Origin of the sequence: Pseudomonas sp. KCJK9058 (genome assembly GCF_046230975.1) — a bacterium.
Taxonomy (GTDB): Bacteria; Pseudomonadota; Gammaproteobacteria; order Pseudomonadales; family Pseudomonadaceae; genus Aquipseudomonas; species Aquipseudomonas alloputida.
Genome location: NZ_JBJJLR010000032.1, coordinates 19,498 through 40,560, shown reverse-complemented (window position 1 = coordinate 40,560; position 21,063 = coordinate 19,498). Strand labels below are relative to the sequence as shown.

19 protein-coding genes are annotated in these 21,063 nt (G+C 64.0%); 10 read left to right on the top strand and 9 right to left on the bottom strand.

Annotation, left to right across the window (positions count from 1 at the left end; genetic code table 11):
- Positions 1–220: 220 nt before the first annotated feature.
- The 6 genes from adk (at position 221) to ACK59Z_RS17285 (ending at position 4,660) form a co-directional block, all read left to right on the top strand.
- Positions 221–871, top strand: a complete 651-nt coding sequence (gene adk, locus ACK59Z_RS17310) for an adenylate kinase (protein WP_004575467.1) — start codon at positions 221–223, stop codon at positions 869–871.
- 271 nt (positions 872–1,142) lie between these two features.
- On the top strand, positions 1,143–1,817 hold the full coding sequence (tsaB, locus tag ACK59Z_RS17305; protein WP_003252230.1) for a tRNA (adenosine(37)-N6)-threonylcarbamoyltransferase complex dimerization subunit type 1 TsaB: 675 nt from the start codon (positions 1,143–1,145) through the stop codon (positions 1,815–1,817).
- A gap of 131 nt (positions 1,818–1,948) precedes the next feature.
- Positions 1,949–2,239 (top strand): hypothetical protein, encoded by a 291-nt coding sequence (locus tag ACK59Z_RS17300; RefSeq protein ID WP_003252232.1) that lies wholly within the window; start codon positions 1,949–1,951, stop codon positions 2,237–2,239.
- Positions 2,240–2,242: 3 nt separating this feature from the next.
- Entirely contained in the window at positions 2,243–3,112 is an 870-nt protein-coding gene (locus ACK59Z_RS17295; protein ID WP_003252235.1) for a DUF72 domain-containing protein, read from the top strand.
- Between the two features lie 28 nt (positions 3,113–3,140).
- Positions 3,141–3,971, top strand: coding sequence for an oxaloacetate decarboxylase (locus ACK59Z_RS17290; RefSeq protein ID WP_019752424.1), 831 nt, complete (start codon positions 3,141–3,143; stop codon positions 3,969–3,971).
- Positions 3,971–4,660, top strand: a complete 690-nt coding sequence (locus ACK59Z_RS17285) for an extensin family protein (protein WP_185280025.1) — start codon at positions 3,971–3,973, stop codon at positions 4,658–4,660. The genes ACK59Z_RS17290 and ACK59Z_RS17285 overlap by 1 nt, the downstream gene beginning before the upstream one ends.
- 2 nt (positions 4,661–4,662) lie before the next feature.
- On the opposite strand, the gene ACK59Z_RS17280 is transcribed toward ACK59Z_RS17285, so the two are convergent.
- Complete coding sequence (locus ACK59Z_RS17280; protein ID WP_033725782.1) at positions 4,663–5,283, bottom strand: hypothetical protein; 621 nt, start codon at positions 5,281–5,283, stop codon at positions 4,663–4,665.
- 104 nt (positions 5,284–5,387) lie between these two features.
- On the opposite strand from ACK59Z_RS17280, the gene ACK59Z_RS17275 reads away from it, so the two are divergent.
- Positions 5,388–6,164 carry a class I SAM-dependent methyltransferase gene (locus ACK59Z_RS17275; RefSeq protein WP_014592156.1) on the top strand — a complete coding sequence of 259 codons (777 nt, stop codon included), beginning with the start codon at positions 5,388–5,390 and terminating at the stop codon, positions 6,162–6,164.
- Between the two features lie 66 nt (positions 6,165–6,230).
- Here the strand turns inward: ACK59Z_RS17275 and ACK59Z_RS17270 are convergent, their stop codons facing one another.
- On the bottom strand, positions 6,231–6,872 hold the full coding sequence (locus ACK59Z_RS17270; protein ID WP_102885964.1) for a TetR/AcrR family transcriptional regulator: 642 nt from the start codon (positions 6,870–6,872) through the stop codon (positions 6,231–6,233).
- Positions 6,873–7,149: 277 nt separating this feature from the next.
- Here ACK59Z_RS17270 and ACK59Z_RS17265 point away from each other — a divergent pair, with 277 nt between their 5' ends.
- Positions 7,150–8,250 (top strand): efflux RND transporter periplasmic adaptor subunit, encoded by a 1,101-nt coding sequence (locus ACK59Z_RS17265; RefSeq protein WP_003252243.1) that lies wholly within the window; start codon positions 7,150–7,152, stop codon positions 8,248–8,250.
- Between the two features lie 6 nt (positions 8,251–8,256).
- The gene (locus ACK59Z_RS17260) at positions 8,257–11,322 is read left to right on the top strand and encodes an efflux RND transporter permease subunit (protein ID WP_047604490.1); all 3,066 of its coding nucleotides are present in this window, start codon (positions 8,257–8,259) and stop codon (positions 11,320–11,322) included.
- A 312-nt stretch (positions 11,323–11,634) separates the two neighbouring features.
- On the opposite strand, the gene ACK59Z_RS17255 is transcribed toward ACK59Z_RS17260, so the two are convergent.
- The 3 genes from ACK59Z_RS17255 to plsB form a co-directional block, all read right to left on the bottom strand.
- Positions 11,635–12,321, bottom strand: coding sequence for a DUF4197 domain-containing protein (locus ACK59Z_RS17255; protein WP_003252248.1), 687 nt, complete (start codon positions 12,319–12,321; stop codon positions 11,635–11,637).
- A gap of 33 nt (positions 12,322–12,354) precedes the next feature.
- Positions 12,355–12,753 carry a YbaY family lipoprotein gene (locus ACK59Z_RS17250; RefSeq protein ID WP_108190582.1) on the bottom strand — a complete coding sequence of 133 codons (399 nt, stop codon included), beginning with the start codon at positions 12,751–12,753 and terminating at the stop codon, positions 12,355–12,357.
- Between the two features lie 76 nt (positions 12,754–12,829).
- The gene (gene plsB / locus ACK59Z_RS17245; protein WP_108190583.1) at positions 12,830–15,316 is read right to left on the bottom strand and encodes a glycerol-3-phosphate 1-O-acyltransferase PlsB; all 2,487 of its coding nucleotides are present in this window, start codon (positions 15,314–15,316) and stop codon (positions 12,830–12,832) included.
- 233 nt (positions 15,317–15,549) lie between these two features.
- Here plsB and ACK59Z_RS17240 point away from each other — a divergent pair, with 233 nt between their 5' ends.
- The gene (locus tag ACK59Z_RS17240; RefSeq protein ID WP_003252255.1) at positions 15,550–15,759 is read left to right on the top strand and encodes a cold-shock protein; all 210 of its coding nucleotides are present in this window, start codon (positions 15,550–15,552) and stop codon (positions 15,757–15,759) included.
- 122 nt (positions 15,760–15,881) lie between these two features.
- Here the strand turns inward: ACK59Z_RS17240 and ACK59Z_RS17235 are convergent, their stop codons facing one another.
- From ACK59Z_RS17235 to ACK59Z_RS17220, 4 genes are all read right to left on the bottom strand, one after another.
- Positions 15,882–16,259 carry a hypothetical protein gene (locus ACK59Z_RS17235; protein ID WP_010952612.1) on the bottom strand — a complete coding sequence of 126 codons (378 nt, stop codon included), beginning with the start codon at positions 16,257–16,259 and terminating at the stop codon, positions 15,882–15,884.
- Positions 16,260–16,276: 17 nt separating this feature from the next.
- A complete protein-coding gene (locus tag ACK59Z_RS17230; RefSeq protein WP_014754288.1) occupies positions 16,277–17,089 on the bottom strand; it encodes a putative RNA methyltransferase in 813 nt (270 codons plus the stop codon).
- Positions 17,089–18,240 carry a succinyl-diaminopimelate desuccinylase gene (gene dapE / locus ACK59Z_RS17225; RefSeq protein ID WP_004574734.1) on the bottom strand — a complete coding sequence of 384 codons (1,152 nt, stop codon included), beginning with the start codon at positions 18,238–18,240 and terminating at the stop codon, positions 17,089–17,091. The genes ACK59Z_RS17230 and dapE overlap by 1 nt, the downstream gene beginning before the upstream one ends.
- 190 nt (positions 18,241–18,430) lie before the next feature.
- Positions 18,431–21,022 (bottom strand): glycosyltransferase, encoded by a 2,592-nt coding sequence (locus tag ACK59Z_RS17220; protein WP_409293509.1) that lies wholly within the window; start codon positions 21,020–21,022, stop codon positions 18,431–18,433.
- Positions 21,023–21,063 lie beyond the last annotated feature (41 nt).

Below are 21,063 nucleotides of genomic sequence, written 5' to 3'. Positions count from 1 at the left end.
GCCCGGCACAATGTCGGGAAGGGTGGTTGCGCCGGGCGCAACCGCCTGCCCGGTCAGCCGCAAGTGGCGCATTCCTGCAACTTTGGGACGCTTGTCTGGCTGCCGGGCGCTGTGTATCTTGAGCAGCCTTCTGACCGATTTATGGTCATACCCGATTTTCCGGACTTGGCCCTGGTTGCCGAATCCATTGAATTTCATAAAAAAATTTGAGGAGCACAAGATGCGCGTAATTCTGCTGGGAGCTCCCGGGGCCGGTAAAGGTACTCAGGCAAAGTTCATCACCGAAAAGTTCGGTATTCCACAGATCTCCACCGGTGACATGCTGCGTGCCGCCGTCAAGGCCGGCACCCCGCTGGGCCTGGAGCTGAAGAAAGTCATGGATGCCGGTCAGCTGGTCTCCGACGAGTTGATCATCAGCCTGGTGAAGGAGCGCATCGCTCAGCCTGATTGCGCCAACGGCTGCCTGTTCGACGGCTTCCCACGCACCATCCCACAGGCCGAAGCCATGGTCGCTGCCGGTGTCGACATCGATGCCGTGGTCGAAATTGCCGTGGACGACGAAGAAATCGTCGGCCGCATGGCTGGCCGCCGCGTGCACCTGGCCTCGGGCCGTACCTACCACATTCAGTACAACCCGCCGAAAGTGGAAGGCAAGGACGACGAGACCGGTGAAGACCTGATCCAGCGTGACGACGACAAGGAAGAAACCGTTCGCCATCGCCTGTCGGTCTACCACAGCCAGACCAAGCCGCTGGTGGATTTCTACCAGAAGCTGTCGGCTGCCAATGGTGGCAAGCCGAAGTACAGCCACATCGAAGGTGTCGGCTCGGTTGAAGCCATCACCGCCAAGGTCCTGGCAGCCCTGAGCTGATCCGGCGCCTGACGCACCTCGACAACGGCCCGCTTCTGTGGGAGCGGCCTTGTGTCGCGAAAGGGCTGCAGAGCAGCCCCAGATAATGGTGTGATACCGCTGAAACCCTGGGGCCGCTTTGCGGCCCTTTTCGCGACGCAAGGTCGCTCCTCCAGGGCCAGTGCAGGCTTTGAAATCAGCGTGATGGGCCGCACAGCGGCCCCCTCGGGACACAACGCCGCTGCTGCTCTATACTGCCGCTCTTTTTCATTCGCATCTGGATACCCGTTCGATGACCACCCTGCTGGCCCTGGATACCGCCACCGAAGCCTGTTCCGTCGCGCTGCTGCATGACGGCAAGGTAACCAGCCATTACGAGGTGATCCCGCGCATGCATGCCCAGAAGCTGCTGCCGATGATCAAGCAACTGCTGGCCGACGCTGGCGTGGCACTGAATGCGCTGGATGCCATTGCCTTTGGCCGTGGCCCGGGCGCGTTCACCGGCGTGCGTATTGCCATCGGGGTTGTGCAAGGCCTGGCCTTCGCCCTCGAACGCCCAGTGCTGCCGGTGTCCAACCTGGCCGCTTTGGCCCAGGGTGCATTGCGCGAGCATGGCGTGCAGCAGGTGGCAGCTGCCATCGATGCGCGCATGGATGAAGTGTACTGGGGCTGCTACCAGGCCACGGCGGGCGAAATGCGCCTGGTCGGCCGTGAAGCCGTGTTGCCGCCCGAGCAGGTGGCGCTACCGGCAGGCAGCAATGGCGAGTGGTTCGGTGCCGGTACCGGATGGGGCTATGCCGAGCGCCTGGCGGTACAGGTGGCGGCTAGCAACCCGGGTGCCTTGCCCAACGCCCTGGACGTCCTCAGCCTGGCCACCTTTGCCTGGGCCCGTGGCGAGGCAATCGTCGCCGAGCAGGCGCAACCGGTTTATCTGCGCGATAATGTAGCCACGCCCAAGAAGCACTGAGTGCTGTTCGTCGATTATCGCCGAACACGCTAAAACCTTTTGCGCGATCTGTGGTCCAGTTATCACTCAAGCATTAGCGACGGAACTCTGATGCTGCTAAATTGCCATCATTGGTCCTGAGTGCTCATGCCATGCGTATCGACGGTTTCTCATCGCAGTCCTACCCGCTCAAGCGCCTCTCGCGCAAAGCAGCGGTGCGTGACGAGGCCATCGACGATGCCGAGGTGATCGAGGAGGCAGAAGCCGCCCCGCAGGAAGCCACCGCCCGCCGCCCTGGTGGTGGCCTGCCAGCCCGCCAGCAGGACATGGTTTTCCCTCGCGCCCGTGACCGCCGCACCGCCACCGCACTGGCCAGCTACCTGAGCACTGCAGGCTTTACTGACTGGGACATGGAAGTACTGGGGCTCGACCTGTACATTTGATGGATGAATCCCCTACCACTGCCTTACTTTCTCGGTTGCCCGTCGTGGAGCGAAAACGCCTGGCGCGACTACCTGTACCCCGCTGACGCCAACAGTAATCAAATGCTTGGCTTCTACAGCCAGGTATTCAACGCCGTCGAAGGCAACACCACGTTCTACGCACGTCCCGCTCCCGGCACCATTGCCCGCTGGGCGCAGGTCATGCCAGAGCACTTTCGCTTCACTGCCAAGTTTCCGCGGGATGTCAGCCATGAGGGCGACCTGCGTGACCAGCTTGAGCCTGCCTTCGATTTCACCCGGCTGATGGCCCCGCTGGGCCAGCGCGTATCACCCTACTGGCTGCAGTTGCCGGCCCAGTTCGGCCCGGCGCGGCTGGGTGAGCTTTGTCACTTCCTCGATCAGATTGCCGTGCCCGTGGCTGTGGAAGTGCGCAACCAGGCCTTTTTTGCCAAGGGTGAGGAAGAACGCCTGCTCAACCGCCTGCTGCACGAACGCGGTGTGGAGCGCATCTGCCTCGACCCGCGTGCGCTGTTCAGTTGTACCTCGCGCGACCCTGCCGTGCTGCATGCGCAGTCGAAGAAGCCCAGGGTGCCACCGCGTCCGGCAGCCTTCAGCCAGCACCCTCAGGTTCGCTTCATCGGCCATCCGGAACTGGAGGCCAACCACACCTTCCTCAGCCCTTGGGTAGAAAAAGTCGCCGCCTGGATCGAAGAAGGCCGCAATCCCTATATCTTCCTGCACACCTCGGACAATCGCCTGGCTGCGGCGCTGGCCCAGCGTTTCCATCAGCGCCTGATGGCACGCCTGCCGGGCCTGGCACCTTTGCCGGAATTGCCGCGCGCCCCTGAGGTCGAACAATTGGGGCTACTCTGACCTTTCCCTGACTGCCGGAGGTTGAACCATGGATGTGCAAACCCTGCGAGCTGAGGCCTTCAAGGCGTTACACGCGCGCGACGGCGCGTTCGTCATCCCCAACCCGTGGGATGCCGGCTCCGCCAAGTTGCTCGCCAGCCTGGGTTTCGAGGCGCTGGCTACCACCAGTGCAGGCTTGGCCTTCAGCCTGGGCCGGCCAGACGCCGAAGGCGCCTTGAGCCTTGACGATACGCTGGACAATGCCGGCGAGATCGTCGATGCCACCGCGCTGCCGGTGGCCGCGGATCTGGAAAACGGTTTTGGCGACTTGCCCGAAGACTGTGCCCAGACCATTCTGCGTGCCGCCGAAATTGGCCTGGTGGGCGGCTCCATCGAAGATGCCAGTGGCCGCAGTGATGCGCCCATCTATGACTTAGGGCTGGCTGTGGAGCGCGTGCGTGCTGCCGTGCAGGCTGCGCGAAGCCTGCCATTCCCGTTCACCTTGTGCGCCCGTGCAGAAAACCTGCTGCACGGGCGCATGGACCTCGACGACACCATCCTGCGCCTGCAAGCCTATGCCGAAGCCGGTGCCGACGTGCTCTACGCGCCCGGGCTGCGCACCGTGGAGGAAGTCCGTGCCGTGGTGCAGGCAGTCGCACCGCGCCCTGTGAATGTGCTGATGGGCATGGCGGGCGTGCCGCTGAGCGTCAACCAGTTGCAGGACCTGGGCGTGCGCCGCGTCAGCGTTGGCTCGTCGCTGGCCCGTGCTGCGCTCGGGGCCTTCTACCGGGCCGCGCAGGAAATTCGCGATGAGGGCACGTTCGGCTACGGTGAGCAGGCCATGCCGTTTGCCCAACTGAACGACCTGTTCCGCCGCTGATGAGGGCATTGCTGGCGCTACTGGCCAGCCTGCTGACGGTGGCCGGCCTGGCCTGGCACTTCGGCTGGCGCCTGCCTCTCACATGGAACCCCTGGGCGCCGCTGGACGTACGCCAGCCGCCCAACCTGCTGACCCCCTACAAACTGTCGCGCCTGCGCGATGACCCAGCGCTGTGCCAGCAGGCGCTGGAAACCAGCCACCTGCGTTACCGGGCACAAGCCGACAGCCCGGCGTCGGCCAACTGCCCGCTGCAGAACGTATGGCGCATCGAGGGGGGCCAGGCGCGGCTGAGCAGCAGCTTTCTAGCCAGTTGCCCAATGGCGGTGGCCTATGCACTGTTCGAAAACCATGGCTTGCAGCCGGCGGCGCAGGAAGTGTTTGGGCAACCGGTGACGCAGGTCGATCACCTGGGTAGCTTTGCCTGCCGCAACGTCTACCACCGCAAGCAGGGCCGTTTGAGCCAGCACGCTACGGCCAATGCCCTGGACATCAGCGGTTTCCGCCTTCAGGACGGCCAGCGGATCGTGCTGGCGCGTGACTGGCAGGCGGGTGGGCAGAAGGCCGAATTCCTGCGTCGGGTGCAGCGGGCGGCTTGCGAGAGCTTCAGCACGGTGTTGGGGCCGGACTACAACGCGGCTCACCACAATCACTTTCACCTGGACATGGGGCGCTGGCAGGTGTGCCGCTAGCCTCAGGCGTGAGCGCGCACGTTGTTCAGCACCACAGGGCGCGCCCAGTGGATGTCGAACGCCAGGTCATTCTGCTGCTTGGCCAGTGTGGGGTCGTCGAACGGTTCCGGGGCCGGGTCCAGCAGGTTGCGTTCCAGCTCGGCGATGGGCAGGAACAGCGACCGCGGCGTTGGGCCAGGGCCGGGTTCGGCGATCGGCTGACCCTGGCTCATCACCACCGGGCGCAGCCAGCTGTTGTTGATGTCGAGCTGGCGCTGTTGCTCGATCAGTTCCATGGCGCTGAACGGCTCGGGGGCGGGCGGCAGCAGCTTGGCTTCAAGTTCGGCCTTGGGCAGAAACAACGGTTCGGGCGGCGCCACGATGGTGTCGTGCACCGGGCAGGCGCGTTGGGCGTCGATCAAGGCCAGTGCACGGGCGCCGCCGATGGGTTCACCGCTGTCCTGGTCGTACTGCACGAACGACTGGCTGACGCCGTCTACGGGCTCTTCCTGCTGCTCGGCCATCGCCCGGGCAAAGAAATCCTGCCACAGGTGGCTGACGCCCCCGAGTGCCTGGGTGTTGTGCTGACTGTAGTTGCCGACAGGCGACAAATAGGTCAAGCCGATGGGAAGAGTATCTGACATGGCAGTCGTGCGCGCTGTGCTCTGGCAGAATAGCGGGATATTGCCTGTATCGGCCGTGGCTGCCGATTCATTAAGGGCTTGGTTTGATTTTTCGGGTGTGAACGATGGAAGAGCAAGGCACGGGTATCAGGGTCGAGGCAATGGCAGCTGAGTATGCGCAACAGGCCAGGGCGTGGGCTGAACGCCTGGGCCTGCCGCTGCAGGACGATACCGCCGCCTTCGCGGTGCAGGTGGGCGCCGACGGCTTGCAGATTCAGCAACTGGGCCCGCAGGCGCCTGGGCCGGTGCGTGTGGACTTCGTCGAAGGCCAGGCTGCGCATCGCCGCCAGTTTGGCGGTGGCAACGGGCAGATGATCGCCAAGGCTGTGGGCATTGCCCAAGGTATCCGGCCGCAGGTGCTGGATGCCACGGCGGGGCTGGGCAAGGACGCGTTCGTGCTGGCCAGCCTTGGCTGCCAGATGACCCTGATCGAGCGCCAGCCGCTGATTGCCGCGCTGCTGGAGGACGGCCTGGCGCGGGCGCGGGCGGATGAAGAGGTGGGCCCGATTGTCGGGCGCATGCGCCTGCTGACCGGCAACGCCATCGAGCGCATGCGCGCCTGGGAAGGGGAGGCGCCGCAGGTGATCTACCTCGACCCGATGTTCCCGCACCGGGACAAGAGCGCCCTGGTGAAAAAGGAAATGCGCGTGTTCCGGCCCTTGGTGGGCGATGACCTGGATGCCCCGGCCCTGCTCGAAGCCGCCCTGGCGCTGGCCAGCCACCGTGTGGTGGTGAAGCGCCCGCGCAAGGCACCGATCATCGATGGGCCGAAGCCCAGTCATAGCCTGGAAGGCAAGTCGAGCCGGTATGACATCTATCCGAAGAAGGCGTTGAAAGCCTGACGTCTGTATCTGCCCAGGCCTCTTCGCGGGTAAGCCCGCGAAGAGGCCTGCAAAGACATCCAGATATCAGGGTTTGAATGCCCTCAAGAACACCCCCACCACCTCGCGCACATGCGCCTCGGCTTCATTGCCTTCCAGCGGCCCCGCGCAACCCAGCAGCAACCGGTAATCCGGTGCCCCTTTGACCAGGCAGAAGAAGTGCTCCGCAGCGCGCAGCGGGTTGTCGATGCGCAGCAGTCCGCGCTCATGTGCCCCGCGCAGTAGCGCCTCCATGCCTGCGAGCACGCGCTTGGGCCCGGCTTCGTAGAAGTACTCGCCAAAACTCGGGTCCAGGCTGCCCTGGGCCATGATCAGGCGGCTGAGCTTGACCGCTTCGTCACTGCTGATAAGCGCCTGGAAGTTGCGGGCAATGGTCAGCAGCACGTCTTCCACTGGCACCCCCTCGGGATACTCGAACAGCAGGTCAGGCAACTGGATCTGGCAGGTGGCCATGACCGCCGAGCAGAACAGGGTCTGCTTGTCGGTGAAGTGGCTGTAGACGGTGAGCTTTGAAACACCTGCCGCCGCAGCGACCGCATCCATGCTGGTGTTGGCGTAGCCAAGGCTGAGGAACAGCGCCTTGGCTGCTTCGAGAATCGCCTCGCGCTTGGCCAGGTCCTTGGGCCGGCCCGGGCCGATGGGTGCGTCGTTGGACATTGTGGTCTGCATCTGGTTGAAGGTTCACCATCTTAACGGGTCACGCGCCATCCGGCTAAAGCCAGGCTGCATTATCTGCTGTCTGCCAGTGGACAGTTGATTGACAAGAATGTCATTGCGAAGGTGCCGTTGACCACCGACTGCGCACCCAGGCGCGAAACGCGGGGGAGGTAATGGGCTCAAACCGCACCCTCGAAAAACCCGCGCATACCCTTCCCGGCATCGTTGCGCTGATTTAATATACCAGCCAGTACAAATATTAAATGTGCACTCCGCGAAAGGATTCATCATGTTGCGCCATGCCTTGTCCATCGCTCTGCCCGCCGCCGCTGCCCTGCTTCTGGCGGCGTGTGGTCAGGAAGCCGCCCCACCCGCCGCGCCGCGCCCCGCGCTGGTGGTGCAGCCACAGCCGGCCGAAGCCGCTGCCGACAGTTACCCTGGCGAAGTGCGCGCGCGCTTCGAGCCGGAGCTGGCCTTCCGCATTGGCGGCAAGGTCAGCAAGCGACTGGTGGAGGAGGGGCAGCGGGTCAAGGCCGACCAGCCGCTGGCCGAGCTGGACCCGCAGGACGTGCGCCTGCAACTTGAAGCCAATCGCGCCCAGCTGGCGGCTGCCGAGGCCAACCTGGCATTGGTGCGCGCCGAGCGCGACCGCTACCAGAAGCTGCTGGAACGGCAGATGGTCAGCCACTCCCAGTTCGACAACGCCGAAAACCTCTACCGCGCCGGCCTAGCCCGTCTGAAGCAGGCCAAGGCCGAGTTCGAGGTGGCGGGCAACCAGGCCGAATATGCCGTATTGCGTGCGCCGCAGGCCGGGGTGATTGCCAAGCGCCAGGTTGAAGTGGGCCAGGTGGTCGCCGCCGGGCAGACCGTGTTCACCCTTGCCGCCGATGGCGAGCGAGAAGTGGCCATCGGCCTGCCGGAGCAGCAGTTCGCCCGCTTCGCTGTGGGCCAACCGGTGAGCGTGGAGCTGTGGTCTAACCCGCAGGCGCGTTTTCAGGGGCGCATTCGCGAGCTGTCACCGGCCGCCGACCCGCGCTCGCGCACGTTCGCGGCGCGCATCGCCTTTACCACGGCCGCCGTACCGGCCGAGCTGGGCCAGAGCGCCCGGGTGTTCATCGCCAAGGATGGACTGATCCCGCTGGCGGTACCGCTGTCGGCCGTGACTGCGGAAAACGGTCAGGCCTATGTCTGGCGGGTGAACAAGGAAAGCCGCCTGGAGCGGGCGACCGTGCGCCTGGGGGCTTATGGCAGCGACAGCGTGCCGGTGCTCGAAGGCCTGGACCCGGGTGACTGGGTGGTTGCCGCTGGTGGCCATGTACTGCGCGAGGGCCAGGAGGTACGCCCCGTGGACCGCAGCAACCGTGTAGTGAACCTGACGGCCAAGGAGTAAGTCCCGATGGGTTTCAACCTTTCTGCCTGGGCGCTGCGCAACCGCCAGATCGTCCTGTTCCTGATGATCCTGCTGGCCGTCATTGGCGCCATGTCGTACACCAAGCTTGGCCAGAGCGAGGATCCGCCATTCACCTTCAAGGCCATGGTCATCCGCACCCTGTGGCCAGGCGCCAGCGCTGAAGAAGTGTCGCGACAGGTGACCGAGCGCATCGAAAAGAAGCTGATGGAAACCGGTGAGTACGAGAGAATCGTCTCGTTCTCTCGCCCCGGCGAATCGCAGGTTACTTTCATGGCCCGCGACTCGCTGCACTCCAAGGACATCCCCGCGTTGTGGTACCAGATCCGCAAGAAGGTTGCGGACATTCGCCACACCTTGCCGCCGGAGATCCAGGGCCCGTTCTTCAACGACGAATTCGGCACCACCTTCGGCAATATCTATGCGCTGACTGGCGAAGGCTTTGACTATGCGGTGCTCAAGGACTACGCCGACCGTATCCAGATCCAGCTGCAGCGGGTCAAGGATGTGGGCAAGGTCGAGCTGATCGGCCTGCAGGACGAGAAAGTCTGGATCGAGCTGTCCAACCTCAAGCTGGCCACCCTCGGCGTGCCCCTGGAAGCCGTGCAGAAGGCGTTGCAAGAACAGAACGCGGTGAGCACCGCCGGTTTCTTCGAGACGCCCAGCGAGCGCTTGCAACTGCGCGTGAGCGGGCGTTTCGACAGTGTCGAGCAGATCCGCCAGTTCCCCATTCGCGTGGGTGATCGCACCTTCCGGATTGGTGATGTCGCCGAGGTGCACCGTGGCTTCAACGACCCACCTGCACCGCGCATGCGCTTCATGGGCGAGGATGCCATTGGCCTGGCGGTGTCGATGAAAGACGGTGGCGACATCCTGGTACTGGGCAAGGCCTTGGAAGGCGAGTTCGAGCGCCTGGCGCATAACCTGCCTGCCGGCATGGCGCTGCGCAAGGTTTCGGATCAACCGGCGGCGGTCAAGGCCGGCGTGGGCGAGTTCGTGCAGGTGCTGGTCGAGGCGTTGGTCATTGTGCTGCTGGTGAGCTTCTTCTCGCTGGGCCTGCGCACTGGCCTGGTGGTGGCGCTGGCCATTCCGCTGGTGTTGGCCATGACCTTTGCCGCCATGCACTACTTCGGCATCGGCCTGCACAAGATTTCCCTTGGCGCGCTGGTGCTGGCCCTGGGCTTGCTGGTGGACGACGCGATCATTGCCGTGGAGATGATGGCGATCAAGATGGAGCAGGGCTATGACCGCCTCAAGGCAGCCAGCTATGCCTGGACGAGTACGGCCTTCCCGATGCTCACCGGTACGCTGATCACGGCAGCAGGCTTTCTGCCGATTGCCACCGCGGCCTCCAGTACGGGCGAATACACTCGGTCGATCTTCCAGGTGGTCACCATCGCTTTGCTGACCTCTTGGGTGGCGGCCGTGGTGTTCGTGCCTTACCTGGGCGAGCGCCTGCTACCCGACCTGGCCAAGCTGCATGCCGCGCGCCATGGCAAGGACGGCCATGCGCCCGACCCCTACGCCACCCCGTTCTACCAGCGCGTGCGACGGCTGGTGGAGTGGTGCGTACGGCGGCGCAAGACGGTAATCCTGCTGACCGTTGCCGCTTTTGTCGGCAGCCTCCTGCTGTTCCGCTTTGTACCCCAGCAGTTCTTCCCGGCCTCCGGGCGCCCGGAGCTGATGGTTGACCTGAAGCTGGCCGAAGGCGCCTCGCTGGCCAATACCGCCGAGCGGGTCAAGCAGCTGGAGGCGCTGCTCAAGCAGCAGGACGGTATCGACAACTACGTGGCCTATGTGGGCACCGGCTCGCCGCGCTTCTACCTGCCGCTGGACCAGCAACTGCCGGCAGCCAGCTTTGCCCAGTTCGTGGTGCTGGCCAAGTCGATGGAAGACCGCGAACGCCTGCGCAGTTGGCTGATCAGCACGGTGGACCAGCAGTTCCCCGACCTGCGCGCCCGGGTCACGCGTCTGGAAAATGGCCCACCCGTGGGTTACCCGGTGCAGTTCCGGGTCACTGGCGAGCATATCGAGAAGGCCCGTGCACTGGCCCGTGAAGTGGCGGACAAGGTGCGCGAGAACCCGCATGTGGTGAACGTGCACCTGGACTGGGAGGAACCCAGCAAGGCGGTGTTCCTCGAAATCGACCAGGACCGCGCCCGTGCGCTGGGCGTGAGCACTTCGCACCTGGCGAGCTTCCTGCAAAGCTCGCTGATCGGTACCACGGTCAGCCAGTACCGCGAGGACAACGAACTGATCGAGATCCTGCTGCGCGGCACCCGGCAGGAACGCAGCGAGCTGGGCAACCTGGGTAGCCTGGCGTTGCCCACCGACAATGGCCAGAGCGTGGCGCTGTCGCAGGTGGCGACCCTGGAGTACGGCTTTGAAGAAGGCATTATCTGGCACCGCAACCGCTTGCCGACGGTGACCGTGCGTGCCGATATCTACGACCAGGAGCAGCCGGCGACGCTGGTGAAGCAAATTCTGCCGACCCTGCAGGACATCCGCGCCAAGCTGCCCGATGGCTACCTGCTGGAGGTGGGCGGCACGGTGGAGGATTCCGAACGGGGGCAGAAGTCGGTGAATGCCGGCATGCCACTGTTCATCGTGGTAGTCCTGAGCTTGCTGATGATCCAGCTGCGCAGTTTCTCGCGCACGGTGATGGTGTTCCTCACCGCGCCGCTGGGGCTGATCGGGGTGACCCTGTTCCTGCTGGTGTTCCGCCAGCCGTTCGGCTTTGTCGCCATGCTCGGCACCATTGCGTTGGCGGGGATGATCATGCGCAACTCGGTGATCCTGGTGGACCAGATCGAGCAGGATATCGCAGCGGGGATGGAGCGCTGGCAGGCGATCATCGAGGCTACGGTGCGGCGCTTCCGACCGATCGTGCTGACCGCGCTGGCGGCGGTGCTGGCCATGATCCCGTTGTCACGTAGTGTGTTCTATGGACCGATGGCGGTGGCGATCATGGGCGGGTTGATCGTGGCCACGGTGCTAACACTGCTGTTCCTGCCGGCGTTGTATGCGGCGTGGTTCAGGGTGAAGAAGGGCTGAAGACCGCAGGGGGAGGGCTTAGCCCTCCCTTCGCGGGTAAACCCGCTCCTACGACGGCCTGTGTCCAACCCCGCCGCTGTGTAGGAGCGGGTTTACCCGCGAATACGGTGGCGGCAGCAACGGTGAGCGGCTGGTGAAAATTGGCCAGCAGGCCCGGCCCTTTCGCGGGTGAACCCGCTCCTACAGAGGACCGCGCAGGCTTTTCGATCAGTGTAGGAGCGGGTTTACCCGCGAATACGGTAGCGGCAGCAACGGTGAGCGGCTGGTGAAAATTGGCCTGCAGGCCCGGCCCTTTCGCGGGTGAACCCGCTCCTACAGCGCGCCGAAGACCTTCTTGGCCAGGCTGGTAGCCGCAGCTGCCGGGTTCTGACGAATGCTCTGCTCCTGTTTGCCGATCATCTCGAACAAGCCATCCAACGCCTTCTCGGTCACGTAGTTCTCGATATTGGCGTCATCCTTAACCAGCCCCAGGCCTTTGGCCTGGGCGGCGAAGGCATTGTACTGCTGGGCCACGCCAACCTTGTCGGTGGCCTGCTTGACGATTGGCAGGAACTTGGCGCGGATCTGCTCGCGGCTGCTTTTGTTCAGGTACTGGGTGGCCGAGTCGTCACCGCCGCTGAGGATGCCTTTGGCGTCGGTCACGCTCATGTTCTTCACGGCATCCACCAGAATCGCCTGTGCCTGCGGCACGGCGGCCTCGGCGGCCTTGTTCATGCTGGTTTCCAGGGCTTCGACCTGTTCACCCTTGCCGAACATTTTCATCGCCTTGGCGGCTTTGCCCAGGTTGCCTGGCAGCTCGATGCGCACGTCCGGGTTGTTGCTGAAGCCGCCTGGGGTGCTCAGTTGCTTGACGGCCAGCTGCGCACCTTGGGTCAGGGCATCTTTCAGGCCGCCGGTGGCGTCCTTCTGGCTGAGGTCGCCCAGCGACAGGGCCAGGGCACTGGCCGACAGCAGCAGGCCGGCGCACAGGGTGGTGAAGCGCAGGGAAGTGCGGATCATGAAGCTTTCCTTGTAAACGGATGAGTGCGGGTATCAGCGAACCTGATCTACCTTGATGCGTACCGATTGCGGGTCACTGCCATCGAGCGCGACACCATGGTGTTCGGTATTGATGAACAGCAACTTGCCATTCAGCTCGATGCGCGCGCTCACCGCATAGCGGTGGCCAGGTTTGACCTGCGCGGGGTCATAGTTGAGATGGAACGGCAGCGGCACGTTGCCTTTGACCGGGCCGGCCTGGCGCGCCAGGGTCACGGCAGGGGCGTCCATCAGCGACACATCCTGCAGTTCCACGCTCAGGGTGGCGGCAGGCGGCAGGGCAATGCGCTGCAGGTAAAAGACTTCACCGTCCAGGCTGGCCTGGTTGGATGGGGTTTGGCTGGAGCAGGCTGCAAGCAGGGATGCGCAACACAGCATAAAGAGCTTTTTCATGGAATCTCCGGTGTCCTTGGAGCTGGCTTGTGGCCAACCCCACGGACTTTAGCGGATTTTGCCGACCGATGAACCGTTAGAGGGTCGAAGTTTCCAACCCGTCGTCACGGTGCAGGGCCACTTGGCGGATCGACAGGCGCAGCTCGGCCGACAGCACTCGCTTGGCCACGCCCTCGGCCAGCTCGCCGAGTTTGTCGTGATAACCCAGCTTGCCTTGCGCATCGGCGTGCAGCACCCCTTGCTGGAGCAGGGTCTGGATGAAGTGGCGGAACAGCGTCTTGTCGAAGAACTCCGGTGCGTTCAGGCCATGCAGGATCGACAGGCGTTGGGCCATCATCACGCACAGGTCTTCCAGCGCTTCGGCGCTCAGGCTGTTCTGCCCGCTGTTGATCAGCAGCGAGGTGGCCATGTAGAAGCGCTGCAGGGTCTGGGTGATGGTGCGGGCGAGCAGGGTCAGCAACACGAACTGCCGCGAGCTGGGCGCCGGGCGCACGTACAGGTCGTTGTCCTGGCGCAGCAGGCCCTGTTCCACCAGCGCGACCAGCCATTGGTCGATGACCTCGTCCAGCTGTTCTGGCGTCCAGCGCAGGAACAGTTCGGCCTGTAGGTAGGGGTAAAGCGCGTGCACATACTGGCCCAACAGTTCACGGCTCATGCGTGAACTGCTGAGGAAGAAGCTGGCCAGCAGCGCCGGCAGGGCGAAGATGTGCAGCACGTTGTTGCGGTAGTAGGTCATCAGCACCGCGTTGCCTTCATCCAGGTAGAGGATGCGGCCCAGGGCGTCCTTCTGCTCGGCCACCAGGTTCATGCTGCGCACATGTTCGATCAGTGCCTGGCCGTCGCCCTCGGGCAGGGTGGTGTGCGGCGAGTAGGGCACTTGGCGCAGCAGCGCCAGGTACAGGTCGAGAACGCGGGTCAGGGCGCGCTCGTCCAGGGCAAGGCGGCTGGTGGACAGCAGTGCCAGGGCCACCAGGTTGACCGGGTTGATGGCGGCCGCCTCGTTGAGGTGGCGGGCCACGGTTTCTCCCAGGCGGGCGGTGGTGGCGTTGAGCCAGTCCGGCCGGTACTGCGGACCGTGATCCTGTTCACGCCAGCCGGGCTGCTGCTGGTCGAGGAAGCCAGCCAGGCGGATGGGTTCGCCGAAGTTGACGTAGACCTGGCCAAAGCGCTGCTTGAGTGCGCCGAACACCTTGAAGATGTCCAGCACCGACTCCTTCTTCTTGCTGGCGCCGCGCAGTTCGCCCAGGTAGGTACGGCCTTCGAGCACGCGCTCGTAGCCGATGTACACCGGCACGAACACGATTGGCGTACGCGACGAACGCAGGAAGCTGCGCAGGGTAATGGCCAGCATCCCGGTGCGCGGCTGCAACATGCGCCCGGTGCGCGAGCGGCCGCCTTCGACGAAGTACTCGACCGGGAAGCCCTTGGTGTACAGGGTATGCAGGTACTCATTGAACACCGCCGTGTAAAGCGGGTTGCCCTTGAACGTGCGGCGCATGAAGAAGGCGCCACCACGGCGTAACAGGTTACCCACCACCGGCATGTTGAGGTTGATGCCTGCAGCCACGTGCGGCGGAGTGAGGCCGTTGCGGAACAGCAGGTACGACAGCAGCAGGTAGTCGATGTGGCTGCGGTGGCACGGCACGTAGATCACTTCATGGCCAGGGGCGATACCCTGCACCTGTTCGATGTGGTTGACCTTGATGCCGTCGTAGATCTTGTTCCAGAACCAGCTGAGCACCACTTCGAGGAAGCGGATGGCGGTATAGGTGTAGTCCGAGGCTATCTCGTTGCCATAGCGCAGTGCCTGGGCCTCGGCTTTGGCCAGCGGAAGGTTCTCGCGCTGCGCTTCGTCGGCAATCGCCTGGCGCACTTGCGGGGCATGGACCAGGCCTTTGACCAGGGTGCGTCGGTGCGAGATGTCCGGGCCGATGACGGCAGTCTTGAGGTTGCGAAAGTGCACGCGCATCAGGCGCTGGGCCATGCGCACGGTGCGCTCGTGGCCTTTGTTGTGCTGCACCAGCTCGCGCAGGTGGATTGGCGCGGAGAACTGTACCCGGGTCTTGCGCCCCAGGATCAGTACGGTCAGCAGCCGGCGCAGGCGCCCGGTTACCGCCCAGCTGTCGGCGAACAGCAGCTTCCAGGGGCTGGACTCGCTGGCCGGGGTCTGGCCCCAGAACACGCTGACAGGAATGATCTGCGCATCTTCTTCGGCATGCTGGCTGACGGCAGCCACCAAGCGTTCGAGGGTGGGCGGGGCGCCGCTTTTGTCCTGGCGGCCGAGCCAGTCCGGGTCGGGGGTCAGGTAGAAGAACGCGGCGGGTTCCTGCAGTGGGCCGACAGCTACCGGCAGCACCGGGCGCGGTAGCCCCGCCTTGGTGCACTCGTGGTCGAGCACGGCCAGGTCAGTGAGCGCGGGCGAGGGCAGCGCATAGAACACCGGCCGGCTGCGGTCGAGGTTGAGGGTCATGGAAGACTGGTTGATGGTCTCGGAGCGCACCCACAGGTACAACAGGCGACGCAGGCCGCCGAAGATCAGGCGGTGCAGGGGGGAACGGGTCATGGGGTGTGTGCCCTGGGTGTGATGTTCAGGTGGGTATTCTGCTATTTAGTCTGCCGTATCGGCGTAAGTTCAGCAAAATTCGGCCAACGGCGGCGCCGTCATCAATTTTTTTTGTTCTGTGTCATATACTCGGCCTGCCACTTGCAGGATATTTCGGCAAGCGGCGTTGGCACGGGGCAGGTGACCTCATGCCTGCAAGGCGATCTTCACAATAAAAATCCGGAGTAGTTCAGATGTCGTCTCGTGAGACTGGGAATGTAAAGTGGTTCAACGATGCCAAGGGTTATGGCTTCATTCAGCGCGAAGGTGGTGCGGATGTGTTCGTCCACTATCGGGCGATCCGCGGTGAGGGGCATCGTACCCTGGTCGAAGGGCAGCGGGTGGAGTACGCCTGCGTGCAGGGCCAGAAAGGCCTGCAAGCCGAAGACGTAGTGGGCCTCTGAGCCTCTGGTTTCAAGCCGTAGGAGCGGGCTTGCCCGCGAAGCAGCCACCACGGTGGCTGCCACGGGCATAGCCCGTGTTCGCGGGTAAACTCGCTCCTACAGAAACGAGCAAGCCTGCCGTTTCATGATGTACGCCAGGTGATCTCCTCTTCACCGTCGGCGCTGATGCGGACCCAGCGGTCGGCATCTTCTTCCCCGTCTTCCTCGACCCAGCCACCCGGCGCGCAGCGCACTTCCACACCCAGCGCGGCAAATGCGGCGCGGGCGCAGGCAACGTCGTCGGCCCACGGCGTCTGGTCGCTTTCCAGGTACAGGCTGTTCCATTTCCCTACAGCCTTGGGTAACCAAGTGACCGGAATGTTACCGGCCTGGCATTTGAAGGTATGGCCTTTCTGCTTCCACTCGGTGCACGGGCCGATTGCCTGGGCGAGCCACTCGGCAATCTGCTTGTGGTCGACGTCGGCGTCCTTCAGGTAGATCTCGATATCAGGTTGACGCATAAGGGCTCCGGGTGTGCTCAGTCTTGGCGCACGAAATAGTCATAACGCATGGAAACCGTGACCTCGAACGGCTCGGGCTGGTCGATCACCCGGGCACGTTTTTCCGCGCTGGCACGCCAGCCGTGTGGGGTCATGGCCAGCAGATCGGCGCGGGCCTTGGGCGCGGCCAGGCTCAGGCGGAACTCGAGGGTTTCGCTGTGTGCATGGGCCATGCCTTCAGGGACCAGGGCCAGGTGCTTGTCGTCGGCGTAAGGGCGTACTTCATCGTAGAGCACTTCACGCAGTTCCATCAGGTGGCCGCTGGTCGGGCCGACCCGCATCAGGCCGCCGCCGGGGCTGAGCAAACGCTTGGCCTCGGCCCAGTCCAGCGGGCTGAAAACGCTGGCGATGAACTGGCAACTGGCGTCGGTCAGCGGCACGCGGGCCATGCTGGCGACCATCCAGGTGACCGCCGGTGCTCGGCGGCAGGCGCGCTTGACCGCTTCGCGGGAGATGTCCAGCGCATAGCCGTCGGCGGCCGGCAAGGCCTGGGCGATCTGTGCGGTGTAGTAACCCTCGCCGCAGCCGATGTCCAGCCAGGTGCCAGGCTGGCGCTCGGCGGCCAGCTCGGCCAGGCGGCGGGCGACTGGCGCGTAATGGCCAGCGTCGAGAAAGTCGCGGCGTGCCTCGACCATGGCCTGGTTGTCACCGGGGTCGCGGCTGTTCTTGTGCTGCACCGGCAGCAGGTTCAGGTAACCCTGGCGGGCCCGGTCGAAGCGGTGGCCAGCCGGGCACACCACACCATTGTCGAGCCGGCTCAGCGGCGCCTGGCAAAGCGGGCAGGCAAGCATCAGGCGAGCAACCGAACCAGGGTCTGGTAGTAGATTTCGGTCAGCAGATCGAGGTCGCTGGCCAGGATCCGCTCGTCAACCTGGTGGATGGTGGCGTTGACCGGGCCGAGTTCGACCACCTGGGTACCCATGGTTGCGATGAAGCGACCATCGGAGGTGCCGCCGCTGGTGGAGGGCTGGGTATCGCGACCGGTGACGCCCTTGATGCTGGCCGCCACGGCGTCGAGCAGCTCGCCTGGTTCGGTCAGGAACGGCAGGCCAGACAATGCCCAGTCGACCGACCAGTCCAGTTCATGCTTGTCGAGAATCGCCGACACTCGGGCCTGCAGGCCTTCGACGGTGGACTCGGTAGAGAAGCGGAAGTTGAACAGCGCGGTCAGCTCGCCCGGGACCACGTTGGTGGCGCCGGTGCCGGAATTGAGGTTGGAGATCTGGAAGCTGGTGGGTGGGAAGAACGCATTGCCTTCGTCCCAATGCTCGGCAGCCAGCTCCGCCAGGGCCGGGGCGGCCAGGTGGATCGGGTTGCGCGCCAGATGCGGGTAGGCCACATGGCCCTGTTTGCCGCGTATGGTCAGCTTGGCGCCCAGCGAACCACGGCGACCGTTCTTGACCACGTCACCCAGCAAGGTGGTGCTGGACGGTTCGCCGACGATGCACCAGTCCAGGCGCTCGTTGCGCGCTTTCAGGCGCTCGACCACCGCCTTGGTGCCGTGGTGAGCCGGGCCTTCCTCGTCGCTGGTGATCAGAAACGCGACCTTGCCGCGGTGGTTCGGGTAGTCCTGCACGAAGCGCTCGCTGGCGATGACCATGGACGCCAGGCTGCCCTTCATGTCGGCGGCGCCACGGCCACAGAGCATGCCGTCGGCGTCGATCAGTGCCTCGAAGGGTTCATGCTGCCATTGCTGGACCGGGCCGGTAGGCACTACGTCGGTGTGGCCGGCAAAACACAATACCGGGCCGTCCTGGCTGCCGTGGGTGGCCCAGAAGTTGTCGACGTCTTCAATGCGCATCGGCTCCAGCTGGAAACCGACGGCGCCCAGACGGTTCATCATCTGCGCCTGGCAATCGGCGTCGACGGGGGTGACCGAGGGGCGACGGATCAGGTCGCAGGCCAGTTGAAGGGTAGGCGAGAGCTCGGCAGGGGCCGTCATGGGGGACTCCGGGGCAAGGCAAGGCGGGGAAATCTGAGGGGCGTTATCTTATATCAAATGGTTTCGGGCAGCACGGCCCATTCGCGGGCACGCCCGCTCCATCAGGTACCGCACAGCTCTGAATGTCTGTGCCAGGCCTGTGGGAGCGGGCGTGCCCGCGAATGGGCTGCACAGGTCAGCCCCGGCAATCTCAAGCCTGCTGCGCTTGGGCAGCCTTTTCTGCGGGCTTGGGCAGCGACGACAGGAACGCCATCACCAGCGCTGCCACATAAGGCAACGACTGCACCAGCAACATCGCCACCCAGAAGCGCATGTCCGAGCTCGGCAGCCCCTGAACCAGATAGATGCCCAGCGCCGCGCCCCACAGCAGCAACATGATGAACAGTTCTTCCCGCGCTTCGGAAATCGCCACCAGCAACCCATGGCTGTCAGCGTTCTTCGGCGTGCGGAAGAACGGCATGCTGCTGGTGAAGAAACCATACAGTACCGCCTTGGCGATGGTGTGCGACAGCGCCAGCCCGGCCAGCGCAGCTGCGAAGGCATCCTTGAGGTTCACCCCCACCGCTCGGCGGTACAGGAAGATGATCTTGCCGACCTTGAAGAAGAACAGCGCCAGCGGCGGGATGGCAAAGATCATCAGTGGCGGATCGACCCGATGCGGCACGATGATCATCGCCGCCGACCACAGCAGCGCGCCGATGGTGAAGAAGATGTTCATGCCATCGGCGATCCACGGTAGCCAGCCGGCAAGGAAGTGGTAGCGCTGGCCACGGGTCAGCTGGCTGCCTTTGCCGCGCAGCAGCGCGCCGGCGTGGTGCTTGATGATCTGGATGGCGCCGTAGGCCCAACGGAAGCGTTGCTTCTTGAAGTCGATGAAGGTGTCGGGCATCAGGCCCTTGCCGTAGCTTTTGTGGGCGTAGGCGGCGGACAGGCCTTTCTCGAACACACGCAGGCCCAGTTCGGCGTCCTCGCAGATGCACCACTCGGCCCAGCCCAGTTCTTCCAGCACACTGCGCCGGGTCATGGTCATGGTGCCGTGCTGGATGATTGCGTCACGGTCGTTGCGGGTAACCATACCGATGTGGAAGAAGCCCTTGTATTCGCTGTAGCACAGCTTCTTGAAGGCGCTTTCGTGCTGGTCACGGTAATCCTGCGGTGACTGCACCACGGCAATTTTCGGGTCGGCGAAGTGCGGCACCATGTGCTTGAGCCAGTTGCGGTCGACGCAGTAGTCCGAGTCGATCACCGCGATCACTTCGGCGTCCTTTGCCGTGTGCGGGATCAGGTAATTCAGCGCGCCACCCTTGAAGCCGGCCAGCGGCGCGACGTGGAAGAACTTGAAGCGCTCGCCAAGCTTTTCGCAGTGGGCCTTGAGCGGCTCCCACACGGCCGGGTCCTTGGTGTTGTTGTCGATCACCAGCACTTCGTAGTCGGGGTAGTCCAGGGCGGCCAGGGCGTCCAGGGTCTGTTTCACCATCTCAGGTGGCTCGTTGTAGCACGGCACATGCACCGACACCTTGGGCCGGTAGGCACTGTCGGCCTGCACGGGCAGGAACTCGCGGCGGCGCTTGTGTATCCAGACCGCCTCGGCCAGTTCGTGGGCCTCGGTGAGCAGCACGATGAACACGCCCAGCGCGCCGAGGGCCAGCAGCACGCCCACGGTCAGGCTGAACCAGGTGCTGTATTGCTGGCTGTAGTCGTAGGCGATCCACACCAGTACCGACCCGCACAGGAAGGTGATGAACGTCAGGAAGGTACGGCCACGCTGGCGCAGGGCCGAGCCATCGATGAACAGCACCATCAAGGCGATCATTGCCAGCACCACCGACGCCACTGCCAGGGCCCGCCACTGCGGGATCGCCACCACAGGGCCGTCGAAGTTGAACTTCTGCTGGCGCTCGGCGTTGTAGACGCCCCAGTAGGCGCCTACCGACCCTTCGTCGCTGGCCTTCCAGGGTTGGTCATAGGCTTCAATGACAAAGTAGTTGTAGCCACGGCGGTTGAGGGTATTGACCAGGGTGCGCAAGTAGATGGCCTGGTCGGCCTGTGTGGCATCGGCACCACCGCGCATGCGGCCGTTGCTCGGCCAGCCGACTTCCGACAGCAGCAGGGGTTTGCGCGGGAACTGGTGCTTCAGTTCACGGGCACGGTCGAGGACGAACTCGACCGAATCCTTCATCGGCACGAACTCCCAGTAGGGCAGGATGTGCGCGGCAATCAGGTCGACGTGCCTGGCCAGCTCAGGATGTTCCTTCCAGATGTGCCATTGTTCACTGGTGGTCACGGGCACCTTCACGGCTGCGCGTACCCGGTCCAGGTATTTGATCAGGTTTTCCGGTGTGACTTCTTCACGGAACAGCGCCTCGTTGCCGACCACCACCCGCACCACGCTGCGCGACGTGTTGGCCAGCTGGATGGCCGTGGCGATTTCGCGCTCGTTGCGCTCCAGGTCCGGGCTGATCCATATCCCCAGCGTCACCCGCAGGCCGAACTCCTCGGCCAGGCGCGGTATGTCAGCCTGGGTGCCTTCCACGGTATAGATACGGATGCTGTCGGTCAGTTTGCTCAGTTGCTCCAGGTCCTGACGCATTTCGTCGTCGGTGGGGTACTGACCCTTCTGTGGGCTTTCGCCCAGGCGGAACGGCGAATACGAAAAGCCAGAGATCTGTTCTGGCCAGGCGGGGGCGGAGACCGGGCGGTTGATCAGTGCCCAGAACCCGGTGAACAGTGCGGCGATGGCCAGCACCACTACCAGGTTCAGGCCGAATTTACGTGATGACATCGTCGTCCATTCATGTGGAAGTGATAGGACATTAAAGCAGG